19 protein-coding genes are annotated in these 16,598 nt (G+C 54.5%); 13 read left to right on the forward strand and 6 right to left on the reverse strand.

The window, feature by feature from the left end; genetic code table 11:
- Positions 1 to 121: 121 nt before the first annotated feature.
- Both ETV65_RS02915 and fliE read right to left on the reverse strand, forming a co-directional pair.
- Positions 122 to 1,027, reverse strand: a complete 906-nt coding sequence (locus ETV65_RS02915) for a bestrophin family ion channel (RefSeq protein WP_129951496.1) — start codon at positions 1,025 to 1,027, stop codon at positions 122 to 124.
- A gap of 122 nt (positions 1,028 to 1,149) precedes the next feature.
- On the reverse strand, positions 1,150 to 1,464 hold the full coding sequence (fliE, locus tag ETV65_RS02920; RefSeq protein WP_013575795.1) for a flagellar hook-basal body complex protein FliE: 315 nt from the start codon (positions 1,462 to 1,464) through the stop codon (positions 1,150 to 1,152).
- Between the two features lie 282 nt (positions 1,465 to 1,746).
- On the opposite strand from fliE, the gene fliF reads away from it, so the two are divergent.
- The 13 genes from fliF (at position 1,747) to fliR (ending at position 13,017) form a co-directional block, all read left to right on the forward strand.
- Positions 1,747 to 3,456 carry a flagellar basal-body MS-ring/collar protein FliF gene (fliF, locus tag ETV65_RS02925; RefSeq protein WP_129951497.1) on the forward strand — a complete coding sequence of 570 codons (1,710 nt, stop codon included), beginning with the start codon at positions 1,747 to 1,749 and terminating at the stop codon, positions 3,454 to 3,456.
- Positions 3,453 to 4,445: a flagellar motor switch protein FliG gene (gene fliG / locus ETV65_RS02930; protein WP_101076815.1), complete on the forward strand. Its 993-nt coding sequence runs from the start codon at positions 3,453 to 3,455 to the stop codon at positions 4,443 to 4,445. The genes fliF and fliG overlap by 4 nt, the downstream gene beginning before the upstream one ends.
- A complete protein-coding gene (gene fliH / locus ETV65_RS02935; protein WP_129951498.1) occupies positions 4,438 to 5,223 on the forward strand; it encodes a flagellar assembly protein FliH in 786 nt (261 codons plus the stop codon). The genes fliG and fliH overlap by 8 nt, the downstream gene beginning before the upstream one ends.
- On the forward strand, positions 5,223 to 6,587 hold the full coding sequence (gene fliI / locus ETV65_RS02940; RefSeq protein WP_047610946.1) for a flagellar protein export ATPase FliI: 1,365 nt from the start codon (positions 5,223 to 5,225) through the stop codon (positions 6,585 to 6,587). Before fliH ends, fliI begins: the two co-directional genes overlap by 1 nt.
- A gap of 22 nt (positions 6,588 to 6,609) precedes the next feature.
- A complete protein-coding gene (gene fliJ, locus ETV65_RS02945) occupies positions 6,610 to 7,056 on the forward strand; it encodes a flagellar export protein FliJ (protein ID WP_129951499.1) in 447 nt (148 codons plus the stop codon).
- A complete protein-coding gene (locus ETV65_RS02950) occupies positions 7,053 to 8,435 on the forward strand; it encodes a flagellar hook-length control protein FliK (protein WP_129951500.1) in 1,383 nt (460 codons plus the stop codon). The genes fliJ and ETV65_RS02950 overlap by 4 nt, the downstream gene beginning before the upstream one ends.
- A 208-nt stretch (positions 8,436 to 8,643) precedes the next feature.
- On the forward strand, positions 8,644 to 9,144 hold the full coding sequence (fliL, locus tag ETV65_RS02955; protein WP_129951501.1) for a flagellar basal body-associated protein FliL: 501 nt from the start codon (positions 8,644 to 8,646) through the stop codon (positions 9,142 to 9,144).
- A 7-nt stretch (positions 9,145 to 9,151) separates the two neighbouring features.
- Positions 9,152 to 10,168 carry a flagellar motor switch protein FliM gene (gene fliM / locus ETV65_RS02960; RefSeq protein ID WP_129951502.1) on the forward strand — a complete coding sequence of 339 codons (1,017 nt, stop codon included), beginning with the start codon at positions 9,152 to 9,154 and terminating at the stop codon, positions 10,166 to 10,168.
- On the forward strand, positions 10,161 to 10,577 hold the full coding sequence (gene fliN / locus ETV65_RS02965; protein WP_013575804.1) for a flagellar motor switch protein FliN: 417 nt from the start codon (positions 10,161 to 10,163) through the stop codon (positions 10,575 to 10,577). Before fliM ends, fliN begins: the two co-directional genes overlap by 8 nt.
- Positions 10,577 to 11,014, forward strand: coding sequence for a flagellar biosynthetic protein FliO (gene fliO, locus ETV65_RS02970; protein WP_129951503.1), 438 nt, complete (start codon positions 10,577 to 10,579; stop codon positions 11,012 to 11,014). The genes fliN and fliO overlap by 1 nt, the downstream gene beginning before the upstream one ends.
- Positions 11,011 to 11,793, forward strand: a complete 783-nt coding sequence (gene fliP / locus ETV65_RS02975; RefSeq protein WP_129951504.1) for a flagellar type III secretion system pore protein FliP — start codon at positions 11,011 to 11,013, stop codon at positions 11,791 to 11,793. The genes fliO and fliP overlap by 4 nt, the downstream gene beginning before the upstream one ends.
- A gap of 165 nt (positions 11,794 to 11,958) precedes the next feature.
- Entirely contained in the window at positions 11,959 to 12,228 is a 270-nt protein-coding gene (gene fliQ, locus ETV65_RS02980; protein WP_015697566.1) for a flagellar biosynthesis protein FliQ, read from the forward strand.
- Positions 12,229 to 12,231: 3 nt separating this feature from the next.
- Positions 12,232 to 13,017, forward strand: coding sequence for a flagellar biosynthetic protein FliR (gene fliR / locus ETV65_RS02985; protein WP_129951505.1), 786 nt, complete (start codon positions 12,232 to 12,234; stop codon positions 13,015 to 13,017).
- Positions 13,018 to 13,021: 4 nt separating this feature from the next.
- On the opposite strand, the gene rlmC is transcribed toward fliR, so the two are convergent.
- The 4 genes from rlmC to potH form a co-directional block, all read right to left on the reverse strand.
- A complete protein-coding gene (gene rlmC, locus ETV65_RS02990; protein ID WP_129951506.1) occupies positions 13,022 to 14,152 on the reverse strand; it encodes a 23S rRNA (uracil(747)-C(5))-methyltransferase RlmC in 1,131 nt (376 codons plus the stop codon).
- A gap of 80 nt (positions 14,153 to 14,232) precedes the next feature.
- Entirely contained in the window at positions 14,233 to 14,679 is a 447-nt protein-coding gene (locus tag ETV65_RS02995) for a YbjO family protein (protein WP_129951507.1), read from the reverse strand.
- A 112-nt stretch (positions 14,680 to 14,791) separates the two neighbouring features.
- Positions 14,792 to 15,637: a putrescine ABC transporter permease PotI gene (gene potI / locus ETV65_RS03000; protein WP_129951508.1), complete on the reverse strand. Its 846-nt coding sequence runs from the start codon at positions 15,635 to 15,637 to the stop codon at positions 14,792 to 14,794.
- Complete coding sequence (potH, locus tag ETV65_RS03005; RefSeq protein ID WP_129951509.1) at positions 15,634 to 16,587, reverse strand: putrescine ABC transporter permease PotH; 954 nt, start codon at positions 16,585 to 16,587, stop codon at positions 15,634 to 15,636. The genes potI and potH overlap by 4 nt, the downstream gene beginning before the upstream one ends.
- Positions 16,588 to 16,598: the final 11 nt, after the last annotated feature.

Here is a 16,598-nt window from a genome sequence, read left to right on the forward strand (position 1 = left end):
GATTGTGTTAGCCCCCGCAGCTTATTTCACTTTTGTTTCGATATTATGACAGTCTCGTGAATATTCAGATTATTGCCACTACAGCGCACAGAAATCACTCAATTCGTGTCGCCGGTCACATCTATGTCAGACGGAAGCGTAAATCCGGCACCGGCGTGTCCGGCAACTGCGACTGGTTGTTCATTTCAAGCAAGTTAATCTCAATGTTGGTACACATAGCATCCAGCGGCAGATGGTTATTGGCAAGACCAAAAGGCATTTCCAGTTCTTCCGCCAGTGTATCAAGTGACAGAAAACTATAGGAAATAAAGCCTGACACCAGCAATGTCATGTAGTGCAGATCCACCACCAGCGCAAACGGCAACAAACTACAGAACAGATATACCGTCCGGTGCAGCAACAGGCCATAAGCAAACGGGATCGGCATGCTGACAATACGTTCACATCCACCGACCACCTGGGAAAGCTGCAGGAGCGTGGAATCCATATGGGTGTAGACAATATCCGACAGATCACCGCTGCGGCGTTGCTCAGCCAGCCATTGTGACAAGCGCAGCTGAATCATATTCGTCGGCGCACGGCGCGATAGAATATCTTCCGCATCTTCCCCCATCAGTCGCCCGAGATCCGCATGAGGATCGCTGTGACGCAACTGATGTTTGAGGCTGTAACAGAAAGCCAACAATAACGTGGTCACGCGCTGCGCCTCTTGCGGGCACACCGCCATGACCTGACTTTGCAACGTCCGGCAGGCAATCAGCAGGCCGCCCCATAATTGCCGAGCCTCAATGTAGCGTGAATACGCGACACTGTTACGAAAGCCGAGGAAAATCGCGATAGAGACGCCGAGCAGACTGAAAGGCGCGAGCGTCAGTTTCACACCCAGGGTCTCGTACCAGGGAAGGATCAGAATAGCGGCAAGAGACATCAGTAAGTTGAGGCTCAGACGGAACAGAATGCTGGGCAGAACAGAGCCATGCCAGGCGAATAAACGCCAGAACCAGTGGCGGGGAGGACGGATTATCATTTTGTGCAGATGCTTTATGCAGGTGAAGCGATTTTTTTGGCGATTCTGGCAAATAATTCTGCACATGCAAAGGACAATTTTGTGACATCCGCAACATTTTTTCTGTAATCGGCCTTATTCAATTACACCGACATGTTCATCACGTCCTGATACGCCGCCACCAGCTTATTTCTCACCTGGACACCCAGCTGTAAAGAAATCGAGGATTTCTGCAGGTCGACCATCACGTCGTTCAGGCTGACGCCGGGAACGCCCATCTCCAGCTTTTCAGATTCCAGTTTTGCATTGTTCTGGGTCTCGCTGATCTTACCTAATGCCGCTTTTAATTCGCTGGCAAAACCGGCTTCTGATGCGGTATCCGTCTTTGGTGCGGCACCGGCCTGGATTGCCGTGGCCTGCATCTGCTGTAAAACACTCTCAATGCCTTGAATTGACATGTTTTCTCCGTTTATCGGGCTGTCGATGAACAAATGGCTTCTTTCATGGAATGACACCCTATCACATCAGTTTTTTCCTAAACGCGGTAATTGAACCTAAAAACCACGGCTTATCGGGCCATTAACTTTGCACTAAGCGGCAAATAATGGCTCACCTAGAAAATAGGCCTGCCTGTACGGAGGGCTGAAAAATGTCACGCTTTAACGATTGCGCACTTGGGAGTCTGTTTTGTTAAGAGACAACATGAACATCACCATTCAACAGCTAAATAGGGATCTTGTATGAGTTCCGCAATAGCCGGCGCAGAAACCCCTCCAAGCGGTTTTACTGCGTTGCTTAATCGCCTGCGCGCCAACCCAAAAGTTCCTATCGCCATCGCAGCTGCAGCTGCCGTGGCTATTGTTGTTGTCATGATGCTGTGGGCCAAACAGCCTACTTATAAGGTGCTCTTCAGCAATCTCGGTGATCAGGATGGCGGTGCCATCGTCACTCAGCTGACCCAAATGAATATTCCTTATCAGTTTTCTGACAACGGCGGTGCGTTGCTGATCCCGGCTGACAAGGTCTATGAAACGCGTCTGAAACTGGCTGCGGCCGGTTTACCTAAAGGCGGCGCGGTCGGTTTTGAATTAATGGATCAGGAAAAATTCGGCATCAGCCAGTTCAGCGAGCAGATCAACTATCAGCGCGCACTGGAAGGTGAACTCTCACGCACAATCGAAACGCTGGGCCCGGTCAGCAGCGCCCGTGTCCATTTGGCTATTCCTAAGCCATCGTTGTTTGTCCGCGAACAAAAAAATCCTTCAGCTTCTGTGACCCTGAATTTACAACCGGGTCGTGCGCTGGATGATGGTCAGATCAACGCCATCGTTTATATGGTATCGAGCAGTGTCTCCGGCTTACCGCCTGCGAACGTTACCGTGGTGGATCAGAGCGGCCATCTGCTGACACAGTCTGATAACAACGGTCGTGACCTGAACGCTTCTCAGCTGAAATACGCCAATGAAGTGGAAGGCCGTCTGCAACGTCGTATCGAATCCATTCTGCAACCTGTGGTCGGCAACGGTAACGTGCATGCGCAAATCACCGCGCAGATTGATTACGCCAGCCGTGAGCAGACAGATGAAAATTATCAGCCAAATGGTTCTCCGGATAAAGCGGCGGTGCGTTCACGCCAGTTAAGCACCAGCGATCAGATTGGCGGTACCTCTGTGGGCGGCGTGCCAGGCGCATTGAGCAACCAGCCAGCTCCGTCAGCCACAGCCCCGGTGACTAACCCACCGGCGGCGAACAATGCCAATGGTACGCAGAATCAGACCGGCAGCACGGCACAGAATGCAGCGGCAAGTGCCAATGCCAACGTGCCGTCTAACCGTCGTCGTGATGAAACGACCAACTATGAAGTCGACCGCACCATCACACATACCCAGCACAGTGCCGGCGCCGTTCAGCGTCTGTCTGCGGCGGTAGTGGTTAACTATCAGGTCGGGCCGGATGGCAAAGCGAAGCCGCTGACCGACGACCAGTTGAAGAAAATTGATGATCTGGTCCGCGAAGCGATGGGCTTCTCCCAGGAACGTGGCGATACGCTGAACGTGGTGAATACGCCGTTCAATCAGACAACCGATGATTCCGGTGATCTGCCGTTCTGGAAACAACAGGCGTTCTTTGATCAGTTACTCAATGCAGGTCGCTGGTTACTGGTGCTGATTGTGGCCTGGCTGCTGTGGCGCAAGATGGTTCGTCCGATGTTGCGCAAACAGCAGGCAGACAAAGAAGCCGCCGCTGCCGCGGCACTCGCAGCCTCTATGCCGCAGCCTGAAGGCAGCAAACCGGTCAAACTCAGCAATGACGAGCTGGAGAAACGTAAACGTTCACAACAGCGTGTCAGTGTCGAAGTACAGACCCAACGTGTTCAGGAGCTGGCCGATAAAGATCCACGTATCGTCGCCCTGGTTATCCGCCAATGGATGAGTACCGAACAACCATGACTATGACCGGAACCGAAAAAAGCGCCATTTTGATGATCACGCTGGGTGAAGACCGCGCGGTGGAGGTATTCAAACACCTCTCCCCTCGCGAAGTGCAGCAAATCAGCGGCGCGATGGCGAATATTCATCAGATTTCTAACAAACAGCTGGCAGAAGTGCTGAATGAGTTCGAAGACGAATCCGAGCAGTACGCCGCACTGAGTGTCAATACCAGCGAATACCTGCGTTCGGTGCTGACCAAAGCGCTGGGCGAAGAGCGCGCCTCGAGTCTGCTGGAAGACATTCTGGAGTCGCGCGAAACCACCAGCGGCATGGAAACACTGAACTTCATGGAACCGCTGATGGCGGCCGACCTTATCCGCGACGAACATCCGCAGATTATCGCCACCATCCTTGTGCACCTCAAACGTGGCCAGGCTGCCGATATTCTGGCGCTGTTCGACGAACGTCTGCGCAACGACGTGATGCTGCGTATCGCGACCTTCGGCGGCGTCCAGCCAGCGGCGCTGGCCGAACTGACGGAAGTACTGAACAACCTGCTTGATGGTCAGAACCTCAAACGTTCGAAGATGGGCGGTGTCCGTACTGCGGCAGAAATTATCAACCTGATGAAAACTCAGCAGGAAGAAGCGGTTATCGAAGCCGTTCGTGGTTACGACGGCGAGCTGGCGCAGAAAATTATCGACGAGATGTTCCTGTTCGAAAACCTCGTGGATGTGGACGACCGCAGTATTCAGCGCCTGTTGCAGGAAGTCGAAGGCGAATCGTTACTGGTGGCACTGAAAGGGGCGGAACAGCCATTGCGCGACAAATTCCTGCGCAACATGTCGCAACGTGCAGCAGATATCCTGCGCGACGACCTGGCAAACCGTGGACCGATGCGTATGTCTCTGGTCGAGAACGAACAAAAAGCGATTCTGCAGACGGTTCGCCGCCTGGCAGAGTCCGGCGAAATGATGGTTGGCGGCGGCGAGGATTCTTATGTCTGATTCTCCTCATACTGATTCTCCGGAATCTGAAAAGCCGGCAACGGAAACGAAAACTGCAGAAGAACGTCATGCAGAGCGTATCAACGCCCTGCCCTGGCAACGGTGGAAGCCGGGCGATCTCAGAATGCCGGTCTTTACCACGCCCGATGAGCCTTTACTGGCCGATGGCGAAGAAGAACAAGACGACGGACAACCCAAAGTTCAGGTAGACCAGAACGAATTGCTGAATCTTCAGCGTCGCGCTGAACAGCAGGGTTTCCAGCAGGGCCTTGATGCCGGACAGAAACAAGGTTACGCCGCGGGTTTCCAGCAAGGTCAGGAAGCCGGACTGCAACAGGCGTTACAGGAAGGTCAGCAACAGCAGGCGGTGCTGACTGAGCACTGGCAGCACATGGTTTCTGACTTCCAGCAAACGCTGGATGCACTCGACAGTGTTATTGCTTCCCGTCTGATGCAGATGGCGCTGACTGCCGCCAAACAGATTATTGGTCAGGCACCCATATGTGACGGTTCTGCCCTGCTTAATCAGATTCAGCAATTGATCCAGCAGGAACCGATGTTCAAGGGCAAACCGCAACTGCGCGTTAACCCGGCAGACTTCGAACGTGTGGAATTACAACTTGGTGCCAGCCTGAGTATGAACGGCTGGCGACTGCTGGCCGACAGCCAGATCCACAGCGGGGGGTGTAAAGTCAGTGCCGAAGATGGCGACATGGACGCTTCGCTGGCCACCCGCTGGCATGAGCTGTGCCGTCTCGCTGCGCCGGGAGATCTCTGATGACCGCCCGCCTGAGCCGTTTGCTGAAAACGCTGGATGACGCGGAAAAACGTATGGCCCGCACGCCGTCAGTCCGTCGCTATGGTCGTCTGACCCGGGCAACAGGTCTGGTGCTGGAAGCCACCGGATTGCAATTGCCTCTGGGTGCAACCTGTCTGATTGAACGCCATGACGGGCCGGTCGTGCAGGAAGTGGAAAGTGAAGTGGTCGGTTTCAACGGTCAGAGCCTGTTCCTGATGCCGCTGGAAGAAGTGGAAGGCATTTTACCGGGTGCGCGCGTGTATGCCCGTATTGCCGCCGATGGTCAGACCGCAGGCAAACAACTGCCGCTCGGCCCGCAGTTGCTCGGCCGCGTGCTGGATGGCAGCGCCAAACCGCTCGATAGTTTACCGCCGCCGGACACCGGCTATCGCGCCGCTCTTATCACGCCACCGTTCAACCCGCTGCAACGTACGCCGATAACGGATGTACTGGATGTCGGCGTTCGTGCCATTAACGCCCTGCTGACCGTCGGTCGCGGCCAGCGTATGGGGCTTTTCGCCGGTTCCGGTGTGGGTAAATCGGTCCTGCTCGGCATGATGGCGCGTTACACCAAAGCAGACGTCATTGTGGTCGGGCTGATTGGTGAGCGTGGCCGTGAAGTTAAAGATTTTATCGAGAATATTTTGGGCGATGAAGGACGCGCCCGTTCCGTGGTTATCGCGGCACCGGCTGACGTGTCTCCCCTTTTGCGTATGCAGGGTGCCGCTTACGCCACGCGTATCGCTGAAGATTTCCGTGACCGCGGCCAGCACGTATTGCTGATCATGGATTCCCTGACCCGCTATGCCATGGCGCAGCGTGAAATCGCCCTGGCGATAGGTGAGCCCCCGGCTACCAAAGGCTATCCGCCTTCCGTATTTGCAAAACTGCCTGCGCTGGTTGAACGCGCGGGTAACGGTATCAGCGGCGGCGGCTCGATTACCGCGTTCTATACCGTGCTGACCGAGGGGGATGACCAGCAGGATCCGATTGCCGATTCCGCCCGCGCCATTCTTGACGGCCATGTGGTGTTGTCGCGCCGTTTAGCGGAATCCGGCCATTATCCGGCCATTGATATTGAAGCGTCGATCAGCCGTGCGATGACCTCACTTATCGATGACGCGCAGTACGGGCGCGTACGTAATTTCAAACAATTGTTATCCAGTTATCAGCGTAACCGTGACCTGGTCAGCGTCGGCGCCTATGCCGCAGGCAGCGATCCGATGCTCGATCGCGCTATCAAGCTGTATCCGCAGATGGAGAACTTTCTGCAGCAGGACATCATGGAACGCAGCACATATGAAGACGCCTGTCTGGAACTGAACATGTTGCTCCCGGGCTAAACCTAGATAAGCAGAGGCATAAATGGAAAGCTCATCGCCGTTAATCACACTTTGCTCGCTGGCGCAAAAAGCGCTGGATCAGGCGACCAGTCATTTGGGCCAAATCCGGCAGTCGCATCATCAGGCAAAAGAACAGCTCACCATGCTGCTCAATTATCAGCGTGAATACCGGGAAAAACTCAACTCCACCATGACCGGCGGGATTGCCGCGAATACCTGGCAAAACTATCAGCAGTTTATCGGAACGCTGGAAGTCGCAATTGAGCAGCACCGTAAACAGTTACAACAATGGGATCAGCGGCTGAATGCGGCGGTTAACCAGTGGCAGGATAAGCAGCAACGGCTCAATGCATACCAGACGTTGCAAACCCGCGCCAGTGAGCAACAACGTTCTCTGGAAAACAAGATTGATCAAAAGCAGAACGATGAGTTCGCCCAGCGCAGCGCACACAGGAAGAAACAATCATGAATCTGAACATTTTGCCTGCAGCCGTTACCACGGCCAAGACTACCGCGAGCGCGGCGACAGGCAGTTCATCTGCCAGCACATCAGCGGCGACGGACATCAGTACAATTCCCGATACCGGCGCAACCAGCCCGGCTGATTTTGCCAGCCAGCTTGAAGCTCAGCTCGGCGAAAAAGTGGATCCTAAAATCACCAGCACGTTAGCCAAACTCGGCCAGCAAATTTCCGCCAAAGGGGCGATCGTCGATAAAACGACACTGACGCAGGCGGTGGCGTCGGGTGAAGAAGATGGCAGCCTGATGCTGGATGAAAGTGATCTGAGCAAAATGATTGCCGCCATTCAGATACTGCCGGCTGGCACTCTGAAAGGTGCGGGCACCGCGTCGGTCAAAGATGCTGCCCTGAGCGATAAAGATAAAGACAGCGCTGACACCAGCACTGATCTTTCGGTTCAGTCCCTGCTCGCTCAGCTGGCGGTTCAGCAACAACCTGCCCCGCAGGTCCAGACCGCAACCGCCGTAGCCACGCAAATTACCCGCAATGAGACGCCTGCAACTGATAAGCAAAATTCGCTGCTGGGTGGTCTGACCGCATCTTCCTTACTGACCGGTGAGGGCAAAACGGCCGCCGTAACGGATACCGATCCGAAAGCCGCAGCCTCCGGCACTACCACAGCGGGTTCCGCGCAGCATGCAGCCAGCAGTAAAGCAACCACCGGCAACACCCCTGATTTTAGCAGCGCCCTGGCGTCAATGAGTGCAGCAGCCGGCAATGCCGCGGCTTTACAGCAAAATGACAGCCGCCCTTCTGATAACAGCACACAGGCACTGAATCAGCTGAGCACTGCGGCTGTTGCCGTTTCTTCCGCCCCGGTGTCCACCACGCCGACCACCACCAGCGCCGTGACCGCGCCGTCCACGCCACTGCTTAACGCACAGCTCGGTACGCCGGAATGGCAGCAACAACTGGGTCAGCAAGTGATGATGTTCAACCGTCAGGGGCAACAGACCGCAGAACTTCGTCTGCATCCAGCGGATCTTGGCTCTATCCAGATCAGCATGAAGATTGAAAATAATCAGGCGCAGCTGCATTTTGTGTCGGGTCACAGCGGCGTGCGCTCGGCAATTGAATCCGCCATGCCGGAACTTAAAACGGCGCTGGCAGATAATGGTATCAGCCTGGGTCAGAGCAGCGTGGGCAGCGACAGTTCGCAGTGGCAACAGGCCCAGCAGCAAAGTCAGTCCGGTTCGCAGCAAGGTAACGCGGCCAGCTGGGCGGCGTTCAACTCCGGCAGCAACACTTCTGCCAGCGATGCTTTGCCGGTTCCGGCATCGATAGCGTCACGGGTCAGCGGCAATAACAGCGTGGACATTTTTGCGTAGGAATTTGCGTAAAAGTCCACAGAATTGTTTCAGATAATTACCGACGGTCAGTTCTCCCTTAATTCAAACGGCAGAGCTGACCTTATTTATCCCGCCTATTCTGACTATTGAACAACAGGATAAGCGGGATAATCATTCTTAGAATTGACTCAGCAGTAGGGTGCTCCTCACGCCAGACTGCTCATACTTACAGGAAATCGCCTCATCCATGTCTGACTCTGCTCTCTCGGCATCGCGTAAGAAAAAGCGGCCGTTAATGATGATTCTGCTGTTACTGATTGCCATCGGAGCCTGTGGTGCGGCCGGTTACGCCTGGTGGATGTTGCACAAGCAACAATCCGGAAATGGAACACAGACGGCTGAAGTGAAAAAGCAAGAACCCCCTGCGGCACCGATCTTCCTGGCACTGGATACCTTCACCGTTAACCTGCAAACAGCGGATAACGATCCTGACCGTGTGCTGTATATCGGCCTTACCCTGCGTCTGCCGGACGAAAGAAATCGGGCTACGCTTAATGAATACCTGCCTGAAGTTCGCAGCCGGTTGCTGCTGCTGCTCTCCCGTCAGAAGACGACGGATTTAGTCAGCGAAGCCGGTAAACAACAGCTGGTTCAGGACATCAAACAGGTTCTGGACGCACCACTGGTCAAAGGTCAGCCTCCACAGGCGATCAGCGACGTGCTTTTCACTGCTTTCATACTGCGATAAACAAATTATGGGCGACAGCATACTTTCACAGGCCGAGATCGACGCGCTGCTCAATGGTGACAGTGACAGTGCAGGCGACACCACGACCGCCACACAGACTGCCGCGTCTGATGACGGTGTAAAACCTTTTGACCCTACGACGCAGCGTCGCGTTGTTCGTGAGCGGTTGCAGGCTCTGGAAATCATTAACGAGCGCTTTGCCCGTCATTTCCGTATGGGTTTGTTCAACCTCTTACGCCGCAGCCCGGACATCACCGTAGGGGCGATCAAAATCCAGCCCTACCACGAGTTTGCCCGTAATTTACCGGTGCCGACCAACCTGAACCTTATCCATCTGAAACCTCTGCGCGGTACGGCGCTGTTTGTGTTCGCCCCGAGCCTGGTCTTTATTGCAGTGGATAACCTGTTCGGTGGCGATGGCCGTTTTCCGACCAAAGTGGAAGGGCGCGAGTTCACTCACACGGAACAGCGGGTGATTAAACGCATGCTCACCCTGGCACTGGATGCCTACGAAGATGCCTGGAGCGGCGTTTACAAGCTGAGCGTGGAATATGTGCGTGCCGAATTGCAGATCAAATTCACTAACATTACTTCGTCTCCCAATGACATCGTGGTGACCACGCCGTTCCATGTGGAAATCGGCGCGCTGAGCGGTGATTTCAATATCTGTATTCCGTTCAGCATGATTGAACCTTTACGTGAGCTTCTGACCAATCCGCCGGTCGAAAACTCACGCAATGAAGAAAGTCAGTGGCGTGAAAACCTGGTGAACCAGGTTCAGCAGTCTGAGCTGGAGCTGGTGGCGAATTTTGTTGAAATCCCGCTGCGCCTGTCTCAGATCCTGAAACTGCAACCGGGTGATGTCCTGCCGATTGAGAAGCCGGACCGCCTGATCGCCCACGTTGACGGCGTTCCTGTACTGACCAGCCAATATGGCACTTTAAACGAACAATACGCCCTGCGCGTTGAACATTTGATCAACCCAATTTTAAATTCTCTAGATGAGGAACAGCCCCATGAGTGACACCAATAAACCGTCTGACGCCGGATCGGATAACGTTGACGATTTATGGGCTGATGCGTTTAACGAACAACAGTCTGCGGGCGGCGCGAAAGCGTCAACTGACGGTGTTTTCGCCGCGCTGGGTGCCCAGGACGGAACCGGCAGTTTGCAAGATATCGACATGATCCTCGATATTCCGGTGAAACTGACCGTGGAATTAGGTCGAACAAAAATGACCATCAAAGAACTGCTGCGTCTTTCGCAGGGATCCGTCGTGTCGCTCGACGGTCTGGCCGGTGAGCCTCTGGATATCCTCATCAACGGTTATCTGATTGCTCAGGGTGAAGTGGTGGTGGTCGCCGATAAATATGGCGTACGTATTACCGACATCATCACGCCGTCAGAACGCATGCGCCGTCTGAGCCGCTGATGAGTCAGAATGCCGCGACGGATTCTCCGTACATTTCCGGCCCGGTAAACCACGCCACCACGCAGAGCTCCCCTCAGGCTCTGCCTGCCGGTTCCGTGCTGACGCAAGTCAGCACCGTGCTCGGCGGCATCCTGCTGCTGATCCTGTTTATTGGCTGGGTGGTTAAGCGCGCTGGTTTTGCGCCGCAGTCTAAAAATAACAAACTGCTGAAAGTGACCGCCAGTGTACAGGTCGGTCGCAGTGAAAAAGTGGTGATCGTGGAAGTCGATAATACCTGGCTGGTGCTGGGTGTGACGGCGCAAAACATCACCCCGCTGCACACACTGAGCGCGCCTCCGGCGGGACAGACGCCGGACTCAGGCACCCCCCATAACCCGCCAGCTGATTTCCGTCAGCTGATGCAGAAAATATTGAAACGTCCGGGAAAGCAGGCATGACCTTCTTGAAATCCGCCCTTACCGCTGCCCGTCAGCGCCCTGTTCGCCTGCTCACTCACCTGTGTCTGCCACTGTTACTGCTCGCCAGCCCGACGGCTTTTGCGCAATTACCGGGGATCATCAGCCAGCAGATGTCTAACGGGGCACAAAACTGGTCGCTGCCGATCCAGACGCTGGTGTTCATCACCACACTGACCCTGTTACCTGCGATGTTGCTGATGTGTACCAGTTTTACCCGCATCATTATCGTGCTGGGTTTACTGCGAAATGCGCTGGGTACGCCTTCCGCGCCGCCAAACCAGGTGCTGCTCGGCCTTGGCCTGTTTCTGACCTTCTTCGTGATGGCGCCGGTCTTCGACAAAATTTACAGCGATGCCTATCAGCCGTTCACCGAAAACAAAATCACCATGCAGGAAGCAATGGACAAAGGCGCTCAGCCACTGCGTCAGTTTATGCTGCGTCAGACCCGCGAAAGTGACCTTGCGCTGTATGCCCGGCTGGCTAACATCCCGCCACTGGCAGGGCCTGAAGCCGTGCCGATGCGTATTTTACTGCCAGCTTATGTGACCAGCGAACTGAAAACTGCTTTCCAGATTGGCTTCACCGTATTCATTCCCTTCATGATTATCGACCTGGTGGTCGCCAGCGTTCTGATGGCGCTGGGGATGATGATGGTGCCACCGGCCACCATCTCGCTGCCCTTCAAGCTGATGCTGTTCGTGCTGGTCGATGGCTGGCAATTATTACTCGGCTCTCTGGCGCAGAGTTTTTACAGTTAATTCAAAACGCTAAACTTAATGGGCGTTTTTTGCTCCTCCCCCTGCGAAGGGGGAGGCCGGTAGGGGGTTTTACAGGCAACTTCAAATTGTGAGCTGCTATTCATACCCCACCCCTCCCCTTCGCAGGGGAGGGAGTCGCCCGTCTTCTTTTGTGAGAATTGAGTCATGACTCCTGAATCGGTAATGGCATTGGGCAATGAAGCAATGAAGGTTGCATTAGCCGTTGCTGCGCCTTTGTTACTGGCCGCGCTGGTGACCGGACTGATTGTCAGCCTGTTGCAGGCGGCGACACAGATCAACGAACAAACGCTGTCTTTCATTCCTAAAATTCTGGCCGTTGTGGCGACTATCGTGATCGCCGGGCCGTGGATGCTGAACCTGCTGCTGGATTACATCCGTACGTTGTTTACCAACCTGCCTTACATCATCGGTTAATCTATGGTTTCCTTCGACAGCACCCAGTTAGCCGGATGGCTGAGCATGTATTTCTGGCCATTGCTGCGAATTCTGGCGCTGATCAGCACCGCGCCGATCACCAGTGAAAAAGCCGTACCGAAGCGGGTGAAACTCGGTCTGGGGATGATGATCACCTTCCTGATTGCGCCTTCCCTGCCGCCGGTGGACACGCCGATTTTCTCCACGCCTGCACTGTGGCTGGCGATGCAGCAGATTATGATTGGCACAGCGTTAGGGATAACCATGCAGCTTGCGTTTGCCGCTATCCGCATGGCCGGTGAAATTATGGGTTTGCAGATGGGGATTTCGTTTGCGACGTTTTATGACCCGAGCAACCGTCTTAATACCCCGTTGCTGGCGCAGTTTTTAAACCTGCTGGCGGTGTTGCTTTTCCTGAGTTTCAACGCGCACCTGTGGCTGATTTCTTTGCTGGCCGACAGTTTCCATACCCTGCCCGTCAGCCCTAACCCGGTCAATGCAGAAGGGTTTATGGCGGTCGCCAAAGCGGGCAGCATGGTGTTCAGCGGCGGGATGATGCTGGCCTTACCGATTGTGACGTTGTTGCTGACGCTTAATATGGCGCTCGGTTTGTTAAACCGTGTAACGCCGCAGCTTTCCGTGTTCGTCATCGGTTTCCCGCTGACACTCAGCATCGGCATTCTGGCCATCAGCCTGATGATGCCGATGCTTGCCCCGTTCAGCGAGCATCTGTTCAGTGAAATTCTGGATAAGATTGTACTGATCATGAATCAGCTGGCGACTGACTGAGGGCTTAACGCCGCACCAGCAGCGCCATCACTTCATAATGCGCGGTATGCGGGAACATGTCGAAAAGCTGAACGCGCACGATGCGATAATCCGGCAATAAGGTCAGATCCTGCGCCAGCGTTTTCGCGTTACAGCTTGAATAAAGCAGGGTTTCCGGCGCCATGTGGCTCAGATATTCGCACAACGCTTTGCCGATGCCACGACGTGGCGGGTTCACCAGCACCAGATCCGGCACCTCACCTTTGCCGGTCGCGAAACCGGTGGAATCGAGCGCCTGAAACTCGACGTTTTTCAGCCCCAGACGCGCCGCTGATTCTTTCGCGCAGGCAATCGCTTCCGCGCTGATTTCGATGCCGGTCAGTTTCATCTGCGGTGTTGCGCAGTGCAAACCAAAACCGCCCACACCACAGAATAAATCCCACATACTCCGGATATCCCCACGCGCCCTCACCCATTCCCGCGCCGTGGCATAAAGCTTTTCTGCCACCACAGGGTTGGTCTGGAAAAAGCTCTGCGGGCGGATAAACAACGGCACATGGTTAAAATTTTCTTCCAGCCGCTGCACATCAGTCAGCGCAATTTCGGTATCCCCTTCGAGGATCGCCATATGCACCGGCTGGATATTGGCGGAAATCACTTTCAGCTGCGGCAACTGCTGTTGCAGCCACGGCAGCGCTGCGCGCAGTTGCGCCAGTTTGCTGTCTGAGCGCAACACAAAGCGCAGCATTATGCCGCCGTCTTTCCGGCTCTCAGTCAGTAACAGAAATTTCAGTTCGCCGCGTTTGCGTGCGACGTTGTAAGGCGTCAGCCCGGCGCGGGCAATAAAGGTTTTGAGCAGGGGAAAGACAGCGGAAAAACTGGCCGGATACAGCGGGCAATCACACAAATCGACCGGTGTACCGTCGCGGTGCAACATGCCGAGCAAAGGACGTTCCACGCTGCCGCTGACCACCATTTTGGCTTTATTACGAAATGCACTTTCCGCACCCGTCACCGGTTCACACCATTCATCCACCGGCAGCGCTGACAACAAATCGCTGAGATCCTGCTGTTTGTCGGCTAACTGTTGTACATAAGGTTTGTCGAGCCACTGGCAGGAACGGCAGGTTCCGGCGGTATAAAGTGCGCAATGCATGAAAATTTCCGGTCGTCAGATGCTGTAAAAACTGGCGCGCAGTTTATCACTGCGCAGCCGGAAAGACTCACTACCCGAGGCTATTTTTGGCGTGAAAAGTATCTGCGGCTGCTGGCAGGCAGATATAACACCAGCAACACCACGATATCGGGGACTTTTTGCATCAGCAGCGCATAGAGAAATTCGCCCTGTGTTCCGACGTTAAAACGAAAGATACGCGGCCTGAACCCGTCAAATGACGCGAGCAGCATGTAACCTACCACGATAACCTGACAGCCGATAAAGGCCCAACGTCCCCAGCGGCGGCCGCGCATCATGGCATAGGCGGCACGACATTCGATCAATACAATCAGCAGACTGGCCAGCATAATGAAACAGTTCAGCCAGGACTCTGCACTGACTTCGATAAAGCTCATCAGCCCTGAAAAGCCCATGGCATCGAACAGTAAAATAAATTCGAGTAAGCGCGTCGCGACAATTGCCGACGCGCCTATCATCACGGGAACAGGGATAAATGCGAATTTCACTTCCTCATGATTTCCTTATTGTTTTGAATACTCATCCTATCCCCTAAATCATTCGTGCTGCATCAAGGTGGCAACAAAATGACAAATCGGCCAGGAAATGAGATGACGGGGATTAATTCTGCGCTGCGCGCTGTATTTCCCGCCGTCTTTGTTTTTCGGCCCGCGACATAAACCACCAGGCGATCATACCGATGATGCCGACCACCAGCAGGATGAGCGTCGCCAGTGCGTTGATTTCAGGGTTGACGCCCATACGTACGCTGGCAAATACCAGCATCGGTAACGTGGTCGCCCCCGGCCCGGCGACAAAACTGGCGATAACCAGATCGTCGAGAGACAGGGTAAATGCCAGCAACCAACCCGAAATCAGTGCCGGGAGGATCATAGGCAACGTAATAATAAAGAACACTTTCAGCGGTGCGGCGCCTAAATCCATCGCCGCCTCTTCGATGGAGTGGTCCAGTTCACGTAAACGCGCCGAGACCACGACCGCAACATAGGCACTACAAAACGTGACGTGTGCCAGCCAGATAGTGAACATGCCGCGCTCGGCCGGCCAGCCAAACGTGTGCCCCATCGCCACAAACAGCAACAGCAGCGCCAGACCGGTGATGACATCAGGCATGACCAGCGGCGCTGTCAGCATAAAAGCAAAACCGGTTGAACCGCGAAATCGCCTGAAACGTACCATGACCACAGCGGCCAGTGTACCGACCACCACGGCCATGGTGGCGGCAGCGGTCGCAATCGACAGGCTCATGCCGACGGCACTGATCATCGCCGAATCATGGAAAAGCTGAGTATACCAGCGGGTAGACCAGCCAGCCCAGACCGTGACCAGCTTCGAGCTGTTGAATGAGTAAATAACCAGCATCAGCATCGGGGCGTACAAAAACGTAAAGCCGAGCACCAGAATAAGAATTCGCCACGGCGAACGGACAACCGGTAACTGATTCATTCTTTCTCTCCCAGCTCTTTGTTTTGGTATTTCTGGAACCACAGGATAGGCATGATCAGCAGCAACAGCATAACCACCGCCACTGCGGAGGCCACCGGCCAGTCACGGTTATTGAAAAATTCCTGCCACAGAACACGGCCGATCATATTACTGTCCGGCCCGCCCAGCAGTTCCGGGATCACGTATTCCCCCACTGCCGGGATGAAGACCAGCATCGAACCGGCAATAATTCCGCCTTTGGTCAGCGGCATAATCACTTTGAAGAACGTCTTCATCGGACGCGCGCCGAGATCCTGCGCCGCCTCTACCAGCGAGTAATCCATACGGGTCAGCGCGGTGTAAATCGGCAACACCATAAAGGGCAGATATGAATACACAATACCGATATACACGGCCAGATTGGTATGCAAAATCACCAGCGGCTGGTCAATAACATGCAACCAGAGCAGCACGTTATTCAGCACACCGTTATCTTTGAGAATGCCAATCCAGGCATACACACGGATCAGGAACGACGTCCATGACGGCAGGATCACCAGCAACAACAGGATATTGCGCGTCGAGGTGCGGCTGTGCGCCACTGCCCACGCCAGCGGATAACCAATCAGCAGACACAACAGTGTAGAAACTGCCGCCACTTGCAATGATTGCAAATACGCATCGATGTACAGCGGATCCTGCGTCAGACCGATGTAATTGGCGATATTAAGAGCAATATCCAGCATGCCGTCTGACCAGGTCACCAGATCGGTATACGGGGGAATGGCACGCGCCATTTCAGCAAAACTGATTTTGAAGACAATCAGGAACGGCAATAAAAACAGCAGCAGGAACCACATCAGCGGCAGCAGGATCACCAGCTTGCGGCCATGACGCTGTTGCAGACGGCCGGTGAAAGCTTTAAATCCGCCCGGCGGTTTGCTGGCCGGAATTTCGGAGATTACAGACATTTTCATCCCCC

Origin of the sequence: Rahnella sp. RFA10(1/100) (assembly GCF_004195115.1) — a bacterium.
GTDB lineage: Bacteria > Pseudomonadota > Gammaproteobacteria > Enterobacterales > Enterobacteriaceae > Rahnella > Rahnella perminowiae.

Bases quoted from the DNA above. Each gene is read 5' to 3' on its own strand.
- fliJ (WP_129951499.1), top strand. From the start codon at position 6,610: ATGGAAAGCTCATCGCCGTTAATCACACTTTGCTCGCTGGCGCAAAAA.
- ETV65_RS02950 (WP_129951500.1), top strand. From the start codon at position 7,053: ATGAATCTGAACATTTTGCCTGCAGCCGTTACCACGGCCAAGACTACC.
- fliP (WP_129951504.1), top strand. From the start codon at position 11,011: ATGACCTTCTTGAAATCCGCCCTTACCGCTGCCCGTCAGCGCCCTGTT.
- fliE (WP_013575795.1), bottom strand. From the start codon at position 1,464: ATGTCAATTCAAGGCATTGAGAGTGTTTTACAGCAGATGCAGGCCACG.
- fliQ (WP_015697566.1), top strand. From the start codon at position 11,959: ATGACTCCTGAATCGGTAATGGCATTGGGCAATGAAGCAATGAAGGTT.
- fliN (WP_013575804.1), top strand. From the start codon at position 10,161: ATGAGTGACACCAATAAACCGTCTGACGCCGGATCGGATAACGTTGAC.
- fliG (WP_101076815.1), top strand. From the start codon at position 3,453: ATGACTATGACCGGAACCGAAAAAAGCGCCATTTTGATGATCACGCTG.
- fliL (WP_129951501.1), top strand. From the start codon at position 8,644: ATGTCTGACTCTGCTCTCTCGGCATCGCGTAAGAAAAAGCGGCCGTTA.
- ETV65_RS02915 (WP_129951496.1), bottom strand. From the start codon at position 1,027: ATGATAATCCGTCCTCCCCGCCACTGGTTCTGGCGTTTATTCGCCTGG.
- fliR (WP_129951505.1), top strand. From the start codon at position 12,232: ATGGTTTCCTTCGACAGCACCCAGTTAGCCGGATGGCTGAGCATGTAT.
- potH (WP_129951509.1), bottom strand. From the start codon at position 16,587: ATGTCTGTAATCTCCGAAATTCCGGCCAGCAAACCGCCGGGCGGATTT.
- fliF (WP_129951497.1), top strand. From the start codon at position 1,747: ATGAGTTCCGCAATAGCCGGCGCAGAAACCCCTCCAAGCGGTTTTACT.
- fliO (WP_129951503.1), top strand. From the start codon at position 10,577: ATGAGTCAGAATGCCGCGACGGATTCTCCGTACATTTCCGGCCCGGTA.
- fliM (WP_129951502.1), top strand. From the start codon at position 9,152: ATGGGCGACAGCATACTTTCACAGGCCGAGATCGACGCGCTGCTCAAT.
- fliI (WP_047610946.1), top strand. From the start codon at position 5,223: ATGACCGCCCGCCTGAGCCGTTTGCTGAAAACGCTGGATGACGCGGAA.
- rlmC (WP_129951506.1), bottom strand. From the start codon at position 14,152: ATGCATTGCGCACTTTATACCGCCGGAACCTGCCGTTCCTGCCAGTGG.
- potI (WP_129951508.1), bottom strand. From the start codon at position 15,637: ATGAATCAGTTACCGGTTGTCCGTTCGCCGTGGCGAATTCTTATTCTG.
- fliH (WP_129951498.1), top strand. From the start codon at position 4,438: ATGTCTGATTCTCCTCATACTGATTCTCCGGAATCTGAAAAGCCGGCA.